The organism is Burkholderia sp. Bp9143, from assembly GCF_003853645.1.
Classification (GTDB): Bacteria; Pseudomonadota; Gammaproteobacteria; order Burkholderiales; family Burkholderiaceae; genus Burkholderia.
On the sequence record NZ_QTPO01000005.1, the window covers coordinates 78,348 to 91,432 of the forward strand.

Consider the following 13,085-nt stretch of genomic DNA (forward strand, 5'->3'; position numbering starts at 1 on the left):
TTGCGATCGATACGCAAACGGCCCCGCCCTTACCCGGTCGACACGATCATCTCCCGCGCGATCGCGCAGAACGCGGTCGTCGCGGCGCTTTCGCCGTGCAGCCGGCGGCTCATGATGATCGGCGACGTCGCCGTGGGTTCCGGCAGCCGCCGGTAGACGACGCCCTTCACGCGCACGCCCTCCACGCTTTCCGGCACCAGCGACACGCCCACCTGCGCGGCAACGAGCCCGAGCGCCGTCTGCAGTTCGCGCACCTCGTGCACGGCCGCCGGCACGAGCGCGCCGTCGCGCAGCGCGGACAGCTGCTGGTCCGCGAAGCTCGGCCGCGGCGTGCTCGGATAGACGATCAGCGTCTCGTTCGCGATGTCCGCGAGCGTCAGCGGCCGGTCCGGATCCGCGAGCGGATGCCCGACCGGCAGCGCCGCGATCAGCTTTTCCTCGATCAGCGCCTCGCGCACGAGCTGGTCGTCGTCGAAGCGCAGGCGGCCGAACCCGACGTCGATCCGCCCGCCCTTCAGCGCGCCGAGCTGCTCGAGCGTGAACATTTCGATCAGCGACAGTTCGACTTCCGGGTGCGCCTCGCGAAACGCGCGAATCACGTCCGGCAGCGCGCCATAGAGCGTCGACGGCACGAAGCCGATCACGATCCGCTCCGACAACTGCGCGAGCCGCCGCGTCAGCGGGCCGAGCTCATCGGCCTGTTCGACGACACGCGTCGCCTGCGCATAGAACACGCGCCCCGCATCGGTCAGTTTCAGCGGCCGCGCGCCGCGCTCGAACAGCGGCAGCCCGACCTCGTCCTCGATCGCCTGGAGCTGGCGGCTCAGCGGCGGCTGCGTCATGTGCAGCCGCTCCGCGGCCCGCGTGATGTTCATTTCTTCCGCGACGGCGATGAAGTACCGGAGCTGGCGCAATTCCATTTCATGCCTCAAAGGTATGGAAGTAGTCGGAAAGAGTGTTGGACGACGCCGGGCGGGAATTCCTACCATGTGTACCAACAGGAGGAATCGCATGATAGCAACTACCGCCACCATCGAACGCATCGAGACGTTGCTCGTCGACGTGCCGACGATCAGGCCCCACAAACTGTCGGTCGCCACGATGAATTGCCAGACACTCGTGCTGGTCCGCGTTCGATGCACGGACGGTATCGAAGGCGTCGGCGAGGCGACCACGATCGGCGGTCTCGCGTATGGCGAGGAGAGCCCCGAGAGCATCAAGGTCAACATCGACACCTACTTCGCGCCGCTGCTGCAAGGCATGGACGCGACGCGCCCGGGCGCTGCGATGGCGCGTGCGCGCAAGCTGTTCCAGGGCAACCGGTTCGCGAAGTGCGCGATCGAAACCGCACTGTTCGACGCGCAGGCGCGCCGCCTCGGCGTGCCGCTGTCCGAGTTGTTCGGCGGCCGCACGACCGACGCGGTCGACGTTGCATGGACGCTCGCGAGCGGCGATACGCAGCGCGACATCGCGGAAGCCGAGGCGATGCTGGAAGCGCGCCGCCATCGCGCATTCAAGCTGAAGATCGGGTCGAACGCGGTCGACGACGACGTCGCGCACGTGATCGCGATCAAGCGCGCGCTCGGCGAGCGCGGCGACGTCCGCGTCGACGTGAACCAGGCATGGACCGAAACCGACGCGATCCGGGCCGGCGCACGACTCGCGGACGCCGGCGTGAGCCTCGTCGAGCAGCCGATTGCCGCGACCAATCGCGCGGGGCTGAAGCGCCTCACGCAGCTCGCGCAGATTCCGATCATGGCCGACGAAGCGCTGCACGGCCCCGTCGATGCGTTCGCGCTCGCGCAGGACCGCGCGGCCGACGTATTCGCGGTGAAGATCGCGCAGTCGGGCGGCCTGCTCGCCGCGGCGAGCGTCGCATCGATCGCGTCGGCGGCTGGCATCGACCTGTACGGTGGCACGATGCTCGAGGGCGCCGCCGGCACGATGGCGTCCGCGCAACTGTTCAGCACGTTCGGCTCGCTGAAATGGGGCACCGAGCTGTTCGGCCCGCTGCTGCTCACCGAGGAGATCCTCGTCGAGCCGTTGCGCTACCAGGATTTCAAGCTGCACTTGCCGGCTGCGCCCGGCCTCGGCATCACCTTCGACTGGGCCCGCATCGAACGGATGCGACGCGACGCCCGCTGATCCCACACGACACGACAACCGAAACCGGAGACACAGATGAACAAGCAAGCCATCGACGCCCTGCTGAAGACCTTCGACGACGCCGCGGAAAAGCCCGGCAACCCGCGCGTGCGCGCGATCGTCAACCGGATCGTGAAGGACATCTGCTACACGATCGAGGACTTCGACGTGCAGCCGAGCGAGTTCTGGACCGCGCTCAACTACCTGAACGAAGCCGGCCGTGAATTCGGGCTGATCGCCGCGGGCCTCGGCCTCGAGCGCTTCCTCGACGTGCGCATGGACGAGGCCGAGGAGAAGGCCGGCTTCCACGGCGGCACGCCGCGCACGATCGAAGGGCCGCTGTATGTCGCGGGCGCACCGGAATCGGTCGGCCATGCGCGTCTCGACGACGGCACCGATCCGGGCCAGACGCTGATCATGCGCGGCCAGGTGCTCGGCCAGGACGGCGCGCCGCTCGCCAATGCGCTCGTCGAGGTGTGGCACGCGAACCATCTCGGCTGCTACTCGTACTTCGACCAGTCGCAACCGGCGTTCAACCTGCGCCGCTCGATCCGCACCGATGCCGAGGGCCGCTACAGCTTCCGCAGCGTGCTGCCGGTCGGCTACAGCGTGCCGCCGGGCAGCAAGACCGAGCAGCTGCTCGACCAGCTCGGCCGCCACGGCCATCGTCCTGCGCACATCCACTTCTTCGTTTCCGCGGACGGATATCGTAAGCTGACGACGCAGATCAACATTGAAGGCGATCCGCACATCTGGGACGACTTCGCCTTCGCGACCCGCGAAGGGCTGATCCCGAAGGTCAAGCAGGCCGAGGGCGCGGAAGGCAAGCCGTATGGCGTCGACGGGCAGTTCGCGCTGATCGACTTCGATTTCTCGCTGCTCAAGGACAAGCAGGACGTGCCGGCGAGCGAAGTCGAGCGGGCGCGGGCGCAGGCCTGAGCGGCCGTCCCGTTCGACGAACCGACAACGCAAGGAGTGCAGGATGCTGTTTCATGTGGAAATGACCGTCCGTCTGCCGGCGGACATGGATCCGGTCAAGGCGGCCACGCTGAAGGCCGAAGAGAAGGCGATGTGCCAGCGGCTGATGAACGAAGGCATCTGGCGGCATCTGTGGCGGATCGCGGGGCAGTATGCGAACGTCAGTATCTTCGACGTCGAGAGCGTGCAGCAACTGCATGACCTGTTGAGTCAGCTGCCGTTGTTTCCGTATATGGAGATGGAGGTGCGGGCGCTGTGCCGGCATCCTTCTTCGGTGCGGGAAGACGATCGGTAATGCCTGTGTGGCCCATGCACCGGTTATCCGGGGCATGGGTCGCAGGACATGGCATCGTGGTGACGCCATGCACGCCTGCATTTACGACTATTCGACTCTCGGCAGCGACCGGGAAAACTCGAAGCCGTCGCCAATCTGGTCCAGCGTCCAGCTGCCCGACCTCTCGAACATCTACAAGGCACTGCCCGCATCGTCGCACTTGCTCAAGCAGCAGATGGAAGCCACGCTACTGAAATTCGAGCCGCGCATCCGTTCGATCGACGTCGGGATCGTCGACAACCGTGATCCCGGCATCCTGGTCAGCTTCGAGATGACATGCCATCTGAAGAACGCCGGGCTCGTGCGCTTCGGCACCTACTTTGAACCGCCGGGCCGCCTGCGCGTCGAACGGCGCATCGACCGGTCGTGATCCACACCCTCACTGCCCGTGCGCCAGATGCGCCGCAAACCCTACCTTCTCCGACGCGATCTCCGCCTTCAGCGTCAGTGCCGGAATCTCGTAGTCCCCCGCATTCTGCCGCCGGAACGGGATCGGCCGCGCAGTCCACAGTTCGTCGAGACGCTTGCCGAGCGCCGCACGCGTTTCGTCGAAACGCACGTCGTTCATCCTTCCCGTCCGGTAGATCACGAACGGCGGCAGCACGTCGAGCCCCGGGTAATACAGGATCCCGTGCTGGATCGGGAACAGCACGTCGTCGATCGGCCCGTTGATGCCGCGCGCGCTGTAGTGCGACTCCCAGCCGCCCGTCGTGACGATCACCATCGCGCGCTTGCCCGCGAGCGAACCTTCGCCGTAACGGTCGCCCCAATGCTGGTCGGAATGCTCGCCGACGCCATACGCGAAGCCGTACGCATACACACGCTCGACCCAGCCCTTCATGATCGCCGGCATCGAAAACCACCACAGCGGAAACTGCAGGATCACCGCGTCGGCCCACTTCAGCTTGTCCTGTTCGCGCGCGATGTCGTCGCGCTGCGTGCCCGACTCGAACGCGCGCTTCGAATCGAGCGCGGGATCGAAACGCGCGTCGTGCGCCCGGTCGGTCACGTCGTTCGCGTCGAACGCGGCCTTCCAGTTCATCGCATACAGATCGGTCACCTGCACGGCATGGCCTGCCGCTTCGAGATGCTCGACCGCGAAATCGCGCAGCGCACCGTTCAGCGAGCGCGGTTCGGGATGGGCATAGACGATCAGCACGTTCATGTTCACTGCTCCGTTGATTGAATGACTGCAGGATGCCGTCGCCGAAGGTATATTGGAAATGAATTCCCGATATTCCAGGTATAGTCATGAACCATCTCAGACGACTGGATCTGAACCTGCTGGTCACGCTCGACGTGCTGCTCGCCGAGCACAACGTCACGCGGGCGGCCGAAAAACTGAACATGTCGCAGCCGTCGGTCAGCGTGCAGTTGCAGAAACTGCGCGACCTGTTCGGCGATCCGCTGCTGCTGCCGGGGCCGCGCGGGATGCGGCCGACCGCGCGGGCGGAAACGCTGCGCGAGCCGCTGCGTGACGCGCTCGACGCGGTCGAGCGCGCGGTGCTGACGGCCACGCCGTTCGATCCGGCAACCGCGACGAATACCTGGCGCGTGGCCGCGACCGACTATGGCGAATCGACGATCGTCCTGCCCGCGTTGAACACGCTGCGTTCGGCCGCGCCCGCCACGCGGCTTGCCGTCGTCGAGCTCGTACCGCCGCGCATCGAGCAGGACGCGGAACGAAACGGCATCGACCTGGCCTTCCACACGACCGAGGGTTCGCCGGAAGGGATGCGACGCCTGCCGCTGTTCGTCGAGCGATACGTGCTCGTCGGCCGCGCGGGTCATCCGAAACTGAAGCGGCGTCCGACGCTCGCGCAGTTCGGCGCGCTGGAACACGTGATCGTGTCGCCCGACGGCGGCGGCTTCTTCGGCGTGACGGACGAAGCGCTCGCGAAAGCGGGTGCCGCGCGGCGTGTCGTGCTGTCCGTTCCGCATTTCCTGTTCGTGATGTCGGCCGTCGCCAGCACGGACCTCGTCGCGATGCTGCCCGAGCGGCTGGTGCGCGGTACGCCCGCGTTGCGCGTGGTCGACGCGCCGGTCGAGGTCCCCGGCTACGAAATGTCGATGCTGTGGCACGAACGCGTGCATCGCGACCCGGCGCATCGGTGGTTGCGAGAGACGATCGCCGCGTCGGTGTGAGTCGCTCGCGGAAACGGCACGGTTGCACGCGTCGGCCGCCATCGCTCCCCCGCTCGAACCCGGGTCGACGAATACCGATGCATTCAGGACTTGAAACCGCCTCGAACACTGTATATATTTACAGTGCTTTTGCACCATTTGACCCGAATTCCGTCACTCATGACGGACGGACTTTTGTGAGGCGACCATGTTCCAGTCATCCGCATTCGATCCCGAGCAACCCGGCTTCAACCCCGTCCACTTCGAACGTGCCGCGCAGCGGGCGGTCGTCGACCTGCAGCGTGTCGTCGGCGGCCCTGCGCAACGCGCGCTCGGCCTGCGACGCCGCACCCATCCGGCCGCGGTCCGCACGATGAGCTGGGAGGCGCTGCTGAACGTCGAGGAACTCGCGTTCTCGAATACCGGTTTCCTGAGCCGCAACGATCCGACGGTCGTCGACGCGTTCATCCGCCTGCGCGACAGCCGGCTGGTCGCCGCGGACGTCGAGGAGCCGGTCGACTGGCGTCGCGACGACGACGACCTGCCGGCCGTCTACCTGATCGTCAAGGCGATGCTGGAAGCGGAAGAGGAAGAGCGGGCCGAAGCGGCCTGACGTACGCCGGCCGGTAGCGGATGTCGTTCCGCCGGAATCGCGTCGCCACGTTGCATGGCGACGCTGTACATCCGCTCCGCGCTGCCCGCGTGCACCGGATGCCGAATCATCGACCGGAAAGTCAGGCGCCGTCGCGCAGGCAAGCCACCGCCGCGCGACGCACGCCGTGTCGAAACCCGAGGCGGCTGCCCGTCACAACCGCGCCGCGAGCCGCGAGCCCTGATCGATCGCACGCTTCGCATCGAGTTCGGCCGCCAGTTCCGCGCCGCCGATCAGGTGCACCGAGCGTCCGGCCGCCTGCAGCGGCGCGAGCAGCGCGCGCTGCGGTTCCTGCCCCGTGCACAGCACGATCGTGTCGGCTTCGATCAGTTCGTGATCGGTACGCTGTTCGCCGTACGACACGTGCAGCCCGCGTGCATCGATCAATTCGTAGTTCACGCCGCCGATCATCTTCACCTGCTTCATCTTCAGCGTCGCGCGGTGAATCCAGCCGGTCGTCTTGCCGAGCCCCTTGCCGAGCGGCGCCGCCTTGCGCTGCAGCAGCGTCACTTCGCGCGCCGGCGCGGCGACCTGCGCGCGCGTCACGCCGCCGCGCGTCGCGGCCGGATCGGTCACGCCCCACTCCGCTTTCCACTCTTCCAGATCGAGCGTCGGCGACTCGCCGTCCTGCACCAGATACTCGGCGACATCGAAGCCGATGCCGCCGGCGCCAACCACCGCGACACGCCGGCCGACCGGCTGCCTGCCGGCGAGCACGTCGATATAGCTGAGCACGTTCGGCCCGTCCTGCCCGGGAATCTTCGGGTCGCGCGGCGCCACGCCGGTCGCGAGCACGATCTCGTCGTAACCGCCCGCGATCAGGTCGCTCGCGTCGACGCGACGGTTCAGGTGCAGGTTCACGCCGGTCAGCTCGACCTGACGGCCGAAGTAACGCAGCGCTTCGTCGAACTCCTCCTTGCCCGGAATCCGCTTCGCCATGTTGAACTGGCCGCCGATCTCCGACGCCGCGTCGAACAGGTCGACGTGGTGCCCACGCTGCGCGAGCACGGTCGAGCATGCAAGCCCGGCCGGCCCTGCGCCGACCACCGCGATGCGCTTCGGCTGCCGCACGCGCGTATAGGTCAGCTCCGTCTCGTGGCATGCACGCGGGTTCAGCAGGCACGAAGCGATCTCGTTCTTGAACGCGTGATCGAGACACGCCTGGTTGCAGCCGATGCAGGTGTTGATCTCGTCGGCGCGACCCTGTGCGGCCTTGACGACGAACTCGGCGTCGGCGAGCAGCGGGCGCGCCATCGACACCATGTCCGCGCAGCCGTCCGCGAGAATCTGCTCGGCCACTTCGGGCCGGTTGATCCGGTTGGTCGTCACGAGCGGGATGCCGACCTCGCCCTTCATCTTCTTCGTCACCCACGCGAACGCGCCGCGCGGCACCGACGTCGCGATCGTCGGCACGCGTGCCTCATGCCAGCCGATACCCGTGTTGATGATCGTCGCACCCGCGCGCTCGACGGCCTTCGCGAGCTGCACGGTCTCGCTCCAGTCGCTGCCGTCCGGAATCAGGTCGAGCATCGACAGCCGATAGATCAGGATGAAATCGCGCCCGACCGCTTCGCGCGTGCGCTCGATGATCTCGATCGGCAGGCGGATCCGGTTCTCGTACGAACCGCCCCACTGGTCGGTGCGCTTGTTCGTATGCATCGAGATGAACTGGTTGATCAGGTAGCCCTCGGAGCCCATGATCTCGACGCCGTCGTAACCGGCCTCGCGCGCGAGCTGCGCGCAGCGGACGAACGCGCGGATCTGACGCTCGACGCCGCGCGCGCTGAGCTCGTGCGGCGCGAACGGCGAGATCGGCGACTTGATCTTCGACGGCGCGACCGCGAACGGATGGTAGCCGTAGCGGCCCGTATGCAGGATCTGCAGCGCGATCTTGCCGTCGTCCGCATGCACGGCGTCGGTGATCACACGATGGCGCCGCGCGCCGGCGGACGTCATCAGCGTGCCGCCGAACGGCTTGGTCCAGCCGGCCACGTTCGGCGCGAAGCCGCCGGTCACGATCAGGCCGACGCCGCCGCGCGCGCGCTCGGCGAAATAGTCGGCGAGCCGCGGCAGCGTCTTGCGGCTGTCCTCGAGGCCCGTGTGCATCGAGCCCATCAGCACGCGATTCTTCAGCGTGGTGAAGCCGAGGTCGAGCGGCGCGAGCAGGTGGGGAAAGGGGGTCGTCATGATCGTTCTGCGGTTAAGCGATGAATGCCATCGTAGGCCGCGCGCCGCCTTGAACGTGAGGGGGCAAACAGCCATAATGCTTGTCATTTCCGGCCAAATCGACATGACCTCCCCGTCACGCAAGGACCACCTCGGGCTACGCCGGCCGACGATTCCGGTCGCCTATACGCGCCTGCTGCTGCAGGCGCTGGCCGCACGCGGCGTCGATCTGGCCGCCGTGCGCGCCGGCACCGGGCTGCGCGATGCGGTGTTGGCCGAACCGGACGCGCGCGTCGCGCCGTCGCAATGGGGCCGGCTCGTGCTCAACGCGATCGAGATCGGTGGCGATCCGGGCATCGGGCTCGCGTTCGGGCTGCTGCTGAAGCCGACCGTGCACGGCTTCCTCGGCTATGCGACGCTGACCGCGCGGGACATCCGCGACGCGCTGATCGTCACGCAGCGCTACTTCCGGATGCGCAATCGCCAATATCGGCTGACCTATGCGGAGGACGAGCACGGCGCGACGCTCGAGCTGCACGGCGTGCAGGCGAGCCCCGTGCTGCAGCATCACGTGATGTTCGAGTTCGTGCTGACGGGGCTCGCGCAGAACATCGCGCAGTGGTCCGGGCGGGCGTCGCCGCCGATTGCGCTGCGGTTCACGTGGCCCGAGCCCGGTTATTTCGCGCGCTATCGCGACCAGTTGCCGCCGGTCGAATTCGGCTGCCCGGCGAATGCGCTGTGGATCGCGCGCGACGTGCTCGACTGGCCGCTGCCGCTGGCCGATGAAGTCGCGCACCGGCAAGCGCTCGTGCAGGTCGAGCGCGAGTATGCGCAGGTGCGCCAGGAGGAAGGCGATCTCGTCGAGCGCGTGCGCGCGGAACTGGCGCGCACGGCCGGCGACTATTCGAGCCCTGAGGCACTCGCCGACGCGCTGCTCGTGTCGACGCGCACGCTGCGGCGCCGGCTCGAGGACGCCGGATCGAGCTATCGGCAACTGCTCGACGAAGCGCGGTTTCGCGACGCGAAGCAGTTGCTCGCCGCGTCGGACCTCGACCTGAAGACGATCGCCGAGCGGCTGCAATTCACCGACCCGGCGAATTTCACACGGGCGTTCCGGCGCTGGGCCGGGCAAACGCCGAGTGCGTACCGGGAAGCGGCGGCGGGAACGGCGCGCGAATGATGCGGAAACGCGGGAGATGCGCCCGCCCGGGCGTCGGCGCAGCCGTGATCGGCTTCTTCGTGGCGAGCACGATCCTGCGTTCGGTGTTCGGTCTGATCGTGTGGCCCGAAATCCGACGGCTCAAGCAACCGGGCGGCAAACGCGAGATGAATGCCGCCAGGAACGCACTGTCGCTCACGCCGGAGGATATGCCGCGCATCCGCTTCATCTGAGCCGGCGTGGGCGAGACGCTTCAGCCGCCAACGTCGATCCGCGCGCCACCGTCCCCCTCGCCTGCCTCGATCCGCACCTCGCCGGTCGCGGCGACGATCGCGTCATACACGTCGTCCGTCACGCACACCACCGGCACCGCGATCGCATAGAGCTCAGCAGCCACGATCGCGCCGATCGAGATGATCAGGTCGCGCTCCTTCAGCACGATCCCGACCGGGCCCGTGCCGTTGCGCACCGCTTCCGCGAGCACGCTGCTGCTCGAACTCGAACCCTTCGCGTGCGGCATCACCATGATCCGGCCGGCCAGGCTCACGCCCGCCTGCGGATGCCCGCGATCGACGATCCGCCCCGCGCCCGAGTCGTAGCCGCCCCAGAAGCTGAGCGGTTTGTCGAGCACGATCGTCCTTGCGCATGCGCTGCCCGGCACGAGCGTGTCGCCCGTCAGTTTCCCGATCCTTGCGTCAGTCATCGAATCGCACCTTTCCTTCGAACGCGGACCGCACGCACTCGCGCATGCTGCCGTACGCCACCGTGACGCCGATGTTCGCGGGCGCATACGACGCCCACTTCCCCGAGTTGGTCATCACCAGACCCGACAACTGCTTCATCACCGGCGTGATGTACGTGCAGGTGTCGACGACGATCTGGATGCCGCGCGCGTCGAACTTGTCGGCAAGCCCGAGCTCGCCGAGCTCCCACAGGATGAAGCGGCTCGTATTCACGTAGAAATCGCACTTCGGCTTGCCGCCGAACTGATCGAGCAGCGCGTCGAGCGTGCGGAATTCGGCCAGCGAGAAGTGCGGCGTGCCGAGCGCGACCGCGACGAGCGCATCGCCGTCCGCGCCGTGGTTCAGCGTGCGGCGGATCTCGTCGAGATCGGCCATCGCGACGTCGACCGTTCGCTGCGCCGCCTGCCCGTGCAACGCGGCGTCGAGCGTCGGCGCCTCGGGCGTGACGCCCACCGCATGGAACAGCGCGACCGCCCCGCTCGATTCGGCGGCCGCGCCGAGCGCCTTGAGTTCGTCTTCGGTAGTGTCCGCGGGCAGCCCGACGATCGCCGGCACGGTCGCGCCGGCAATCCTGCCGATCAGCAATCCGAGCGCCGCGAAATGGATGTCGCGCGACGGACGGTGGCCGAAGTCCGGCGCGTTGAACACGATCCGCGCCGCGCGATTCGATTCGACGTGCAGGCCCGCATACGGCGCGCGTCCGGTGATCGCGGCGGCCAGGTCGAGAAAGTCGCCATAGCGGCTGGTGCGTGCCCCGAGCACCGAATTGGCGAACACGATCGCATTGGACTCGGCCCATGCGATCTGCTCGCCGAGGCGCGGACGATGCTTCAGCTGATACGGCGCGCACGTGAAGCTCGATTCGCAGCCGAGCTGCAGGTGTGCATCCATCAGGCGTTGCGCGTCGCGCTGGATCGTGCGGTCGCCGTGATACAGCTCGGGATGGATCAGGTCGAGCGACCCGACGTTCAGGGTGGTCGGCACCGCGACCCGCGCGCGGGTGTCGACGAAATACTCGACGAAGTCGAGGCTGGTCTGGCCGTGATAAAGACAGCCGTCGATATGCGCGGACGTGATGTCGATCAGGTGCGGCGCCGACATGACCTCCGCCGTGCGCGCGACGATCCGCATCGCGCGCGCGACGCCGTCGCCGAATGCGCCGCGCAACATCGCGTCGTCGCGCTCGCTCAACTTCAGCATGGGGTGCTCCTCGTGTCTCGTCCGGTGGATCCGGATCGCTTTCGTCATACTACCGCGCGCGTTGCCCCTATCGCTGCGCCGTCAGGCTGAAGAGTTCGTCGCGCAGCGCCTTGGCCCGGCCGCGGCCGAACTGCGTCTCGAACTCGTCCTGCGCGGCCTGCCACGCGACTTTCGCCTGCGCGTAGGTACGCTCGCCGAGTTTCGTCAGGCTGAGCGCGTGCGCGCGCGCGTCCTGCTCCGACGCGGCCGCGGCGACGAATCCGTCTCGCTGCAGCGGCTTCAGCGCGCGCAACAGCGTCGTGCGATCCATCACCAGCCGATCGGCGAGTTCGCTCATCACCAGGCCGGGCCGGTGCGACAGGTTCGCCATGATCGAGAACTGCGCGGGCGTGACGCCGACCGGGGCCAGATGCCGCTCGTAAAGTTGCGTGACGAAGCGCGCCGCCTGACGCAGCGCGAGGCAATTGCAGGCCTGGGCCATCTGGATATCGTTCATGACGGGCAATTTATATGTGCATATGCATAAAGTCAATGTACACTCCGCCGTAACATGGCCGGGCCGGCCGTGTGCATCGGGCGCCTCGCCATCGCCTCGAGGAGACGAACATGGACTACATCGACAAGCTGCGGATCTTCCGGTCGGTGGTGGAAACGCGCAGCTTCACGCGCGCCGCCGACATGCACGGCCTCGCGCGGCCGGTCGTGTCGCGGGCGGTCGCGGATCTGGAGGCGCGCTTCGGCAGCCGCCTGCTGCACCGGACCACGCGCCAGGTCTCGCTGACCGAAACCGCCGAGCGCATCTACGAACGCTGCACGGCCGTGCTCGACGAACTCGACGCGCTGGAAGCGCAGGCACAGTCGCATACGCGCGAGCCCGAGGGACTGCTGCGCCTCGTTGCGCACACGACAGCCGCGCTGAACCGGCTCGTGCCGCTGATCGCCGGCTTCAAGGCCGCGCATCCGAAGGTGCGCCTCGACGTCACGCTGACCGAGCGCCCCGTCGATCTCGTCGGCGAAGGCTACGACATCGGCATCGTCGTGCCGTACATGCTGACGAGCGAGACGACCGTCGTGCGGCTCATCGAACGCATTCCGGTGGTGATCGTCGCGACGCCCGCGTATCTGCGCGCGCATCCGCGTCCCGAGACGCCGGCCGAACTCGCCGGTCATGCGTTCGTGCCGATGTCGCCGTCGCTGCGCCGGCCCGCGCTGTCGTTCCGCGTCGACGGCGACACGCTGACCGTGCCGTTGAGCTTCGACATCTCGTCGAACAGCCCCGTCTTCAACCGCGAAATGGTGATGCACGACTTCGGCATCGGCGTGGTGCCGAGAACGCTCGTCGAAGCCGAACTCGCATCGGGCGCGCTCGTGCAGCTGCTCGAAGACGCCGACCTCGTCGACGCGTTCGTGGAAATCAAGCTCGCTTACGCGAACCGCGCACTGCTGCCCGCGAAGGTCAAGGCGTTCATCGACTACACGGCCGCGTACTGCGACCGCGCAGGCTGGATTGTTCCGGCCGCGGCCTGATCCGGCGCGAGAACGCGCCGTTCGGCCACCGATTGGTACAGCCACGACACCAATCTG

At 67.3% G+C, this 13,085-nt stretch carries 15 protein-coding genes; 9 read left to right on the plus strand and 6 right to left on the minus strand.

Annotation, left to right across the window (positions count from 1 at the left end):
* Positions 1 to 29: 29 nt before the first annotated feature.
* Positions 30 to 920 carry a LysR family transcriptional regulator gene (locus DIE23_RS05095; RefSeq protein WP_124611107.1) on the minus strand — a complete coding sequence of 297 codons (891 nt, stop codon included), beginning with the start codon at positions 918 to 920 and terminating at the stop codon, positions 30 to 32.
* 91 nt (positions 921 to 1,011) lie between these two features.
* On the opposite strand from DIE23_RS05095, the gene DIE23_RS05100 reads away from it, so the two are divergent.
* The 4 genes from DIE23_RS05100 (at position 1,012) to DIE23_RS05115 (ending at position 3,827) form a co-directional block, all read left to right on the plus strand.
* On the plus strand, positions 1,012 to 2,145 hold the full coding sequence (locus DIE23_RS05100; RefSeq protein ID WP_124611108.1) for a muconate/chloromuconate family cycloisomerase: 1,134 nt from the start codon (positions 1,012 to 1,014) through the stop codon (positions 2,143 to 2,145).
* Between the two features lie 36 nt (positions 2,146 to 2,181).
* Positions 2,182 to 3,084 (plus strand): catechol 1,2-dioxygenase, encoded by a 903-nt coding sequence (gene catA, locus DIE23_RS05105; RefSeq protein WP_124611109.1) that lies wholly within the window; start codon positions 2,182 to 2,184, stop codon positions 3,082 to 3,084.
* 43 nt (positions 3,085 to 3,127) lie between these two features.
* Positions 3,128 to 3,418, plus strand: a complete 291-nt coding sequence (gene catC, locus DIE23_RS05110) for a muconolactone Delta-isomerase (RefSeq protein ID WP_014900139.1) — start codon at positions 3,128 to 3,130, stop codon at positions 3,416 to 3,418.
* Between the two features lie 67 nt (positions 3,419 to 3,485).
* Positions 3,486 to 3,827, plus strand: coding sequence for a hypothetical protein (locus DIE23_RS05115; RefSeq protein WP_311767802.1), 342 nt, complete (start codon positions 3,486 to 3,488; stop codon positions 3,825 to 3,827).
* A 9-nt stretch (positions 3,828 to 3,836) separates the two neighbouring features.
* On the opposite strand, the gene DIE23_RS05120 is transcribed toward DIE23_RS05115, so the two are convergent.
* Entirely contained in the window at positions 3,837 to 4,622 is a 786-nt protein-coding gene (locus DIE23_RS05120) for an NAD(P)H-dependent oxidoreductase (protein ID WP_124611110.1), read from the minus strand.
* 86 nt (positions 4,623 to 4,708) lie between these two features.
* Here DIE23_RS05120 and DIE23_RS05125 point away from each other — a divergent pair, with 86 nt between their 5' ends.
* Positions 4,709 to 5,602 carry a LysR family transcriptional regulator gene (locus DIE23_RS05125; RefSeq protein WP_124611111.1) on the plus strand — a complete coding sequence of 298 codons (894 nt, stop codon included), beginning with the start codon at positions 4,709 to 4,711 and terminating at the stop codon, positions 5,600 to 5,602.
* Positions 5,603 to 5,789: 187 nt separating this feature from the next.
* Entirely contained in the window at positions 5,790 to 6,194 is a 405-nt protein-coding gene (locus tag DIE23_RS05130; RefSeq protein ID WP_124611112.1) for a DUF2471 family protein, read from the plus strand.
* A 192-nt stretch (positions 6,195 to 6,386) separates the two neighbouring features.
* On the opposite strand, the gene DIE23_RS05135 is transcribed toward DIE23_RS05130, so the two are convergent.
* Positions 6,387 to 8,420, minus strand: coding sequence for an NADPH-dependent 2,4-dienoyl-CoA reductase (locus tag DIE23_RS05135; RefSeq protein ID WP_124611113.1), 2,034 nt, complete (start codon positions 8,418 to 8,420; stop codon positions 6,387 to 6,389).
* Positions 8,421 to 8,496: 76 nt separating this feature from the next.
* Here DIE23_RS05135 and DIE23_RS05140 point away from each other — a divergent pair, with 76 nt between their 5' ends.
* Both DIE23_RS05140 and DIE23_RS05145 read left to right on the plus strand, forming a co-directional pair.
* Positions 8,497 to 9,579 (plus strand): AraC family transcriptional regulator, encoded by a 1,083-nt coding sequence (locus tag DIE23_RS05140; protein ID WP_124611114.1) that lies wholly within the window; start codon positions 8,497 to 8,499, stop codon positions 9,577 to 9,579.
* Positions 9,580 to 9,623: 44 nt separating this feature from the next.
* On the plus strand, positions 9,624 to 9,791 hold the full coding sequence (locus tag DIE23_RS05145) for a hypothetical protein (RefSeq protein WP_185646389.1): 168 nt from the start codon (positions 9,624 to 9,626) through the stop codon (positions 9,789 to 9,791).
* Positions 9,792 to 9,811: 20 nt separating this feature from the next.
* On the opposite strand, the gene DIE23_RS05150 is transcribed toward DIE23_RS05145, so the two are convergent.
* From DIE23_RS05150 to DIE23_RS05160, 3 genes are all read right to left on the minus strand, one after another.
* Positions 9,812 to 10,261: an aconitase X swivel domain-containing protein gene (locus DIE23_RS05150; protein ID WP_124611116.1), complete on the minus strand. Its 450-nt coding sequence runs from the start codon at positions 10,259 to 10,261 to the stop codon at positions 9,812 to 9,814.
* On the minus strand, positions 10,254 to 11,501 hold the full coding sequence (locus DIE23_RS05155; protein ID WP_124611117.1) for an aconitase X: 1,248 nt from the start codon (positions 11,499 to 11,501) through the stop codon (positions 10,254 to 10,256). The genes DIE23_RS05150 and DIE23_RS05155 overlap by 8 nt, the downstream gene beginning before the upstream one ends.
* A gap of 67 nt (positions 11,502 to 11,568) precedes the next feature.
* Positions 11,569 to 11,997: a MarR family winged helix-turn-helix transcriptional regulator gene (locus tag DIE23_RS05160; RefSeq protein ID WP_124611118.1), complete on the minus strand. Its 429-nt coding sequence runs from the start codon at positions 11,995 to 11,997 to the stop codon at positions 11,569 to 11,571.
* A gap of 110 nt (positions 11,998 to 12,107) precedes the next feature.
* Here DIE23_RS05160 and DIE23_RS05165 point away from each other — a divergent pair, with 110 nt between their 5' ends.
* Entirely contained in the window at positions 12,108 to 13,028 is a 921-nt protein-coding gene (locus DIE23_RS05165; RefSeq protein ID WP_124611119.1) for a LysR family transcriptional regulator, read from the plus strand.
* Positions 13,029 to 13,085: the final 57 nt, after the last annotated feature.

Coding starts and splice junctions, on each gene's coding strand:
- DIE23_RS05095 (WP_124611107.1), bottom strand. CDS start 920: ATGGAATTGCGCCAGCTCCGGTACTTCATCGCCGTCGCGGAAGAAATG.
- DIE23_RS05100 (WP_124611108.1), top strand. CDS start 1,012: ATGATAGCAACTACCGCCACCATCGAACGCATCGAGACGTTGCTCGTC.
- catA (WP_124611109.1), top strand. CDS start 2,182: ATGAACAAGCAAGCCATCGACGCCCTGCTGAAGACCTTCGACGACGCC.
- catC (WP_014900139.1), top strand. CDS start 3,128: ATGCTGTTTCATGTGGAAATGACCGTCCGTCTGCCGGCGGACATGGAT.
- DIE23_RS05115 (WP_311767802.1), top strand. CDS start 3,486: ATGCACGCCTGCATTTACGACTATTCGACTCTCGGCAGCGACCGGGAA.
- DIE23_RS05120 (WP_124611110.1), bottom strand. CDS start 4,622: ATGAACGTGCTGATCGTCTATGCCCATCCCGAACCGCGCTCGCTGAAC.
- DIE23_RS05125 (WP_124611111.1), top strand. CDS start 4,709: ATGAACCATCTCAGACGACTGGATCTGAACCTGCTGGTCACGCTCGAC.
- DIE23_RS05130 (WP_124611112.1), top strand. CDS start 5,790: ATGTTCCAGTCATCCGCATTCGATCCCGAGCAACCCGGCTTCAACCCC.
- DIE23_RS05135 (WP_124611113.1), bottom strand. CDS start 8,420: ATGACGACCCCCTTTCCCCACCTGCTCGCGCCGCTCGACCTCGGCTTC.
- DIE23_RS05140 (WP_124611114.1), top strand. CDS start 8,497: ATGCTTGTCATTTCCGGCCAAATCGACATGACCTCCCCGTCACGCAAG.
- DIE23_RS05150 (WP_124611116.1), bottom strand. CDS start 10,261: ATGACTGACGCAAGGATCGGGAAACTGACGGGCGACACGCTCGTGCCG.
- DIE23_RS05155 (WP_124611117.1), bottom strand. CDS start 11,501: ATGCTGAAGTTGAGCGAGCGCGACGACGCGATGTTGCGCGGCGCATTC.
- DIE23_RS05160 (WP_124611118.1), bottom strand. CDS start 11,997: ATGAACGATATCCAGATGGCCCAGGCCTGCAATTGCCTCGCGCTGCGT.
- DIE23_RS05165 (WP_124611119.1), top strand. CDS start 12,108: ATGGACTACATCGACAAGCTGCGGATCTTCCGGTCGGTGGTGGAAACG.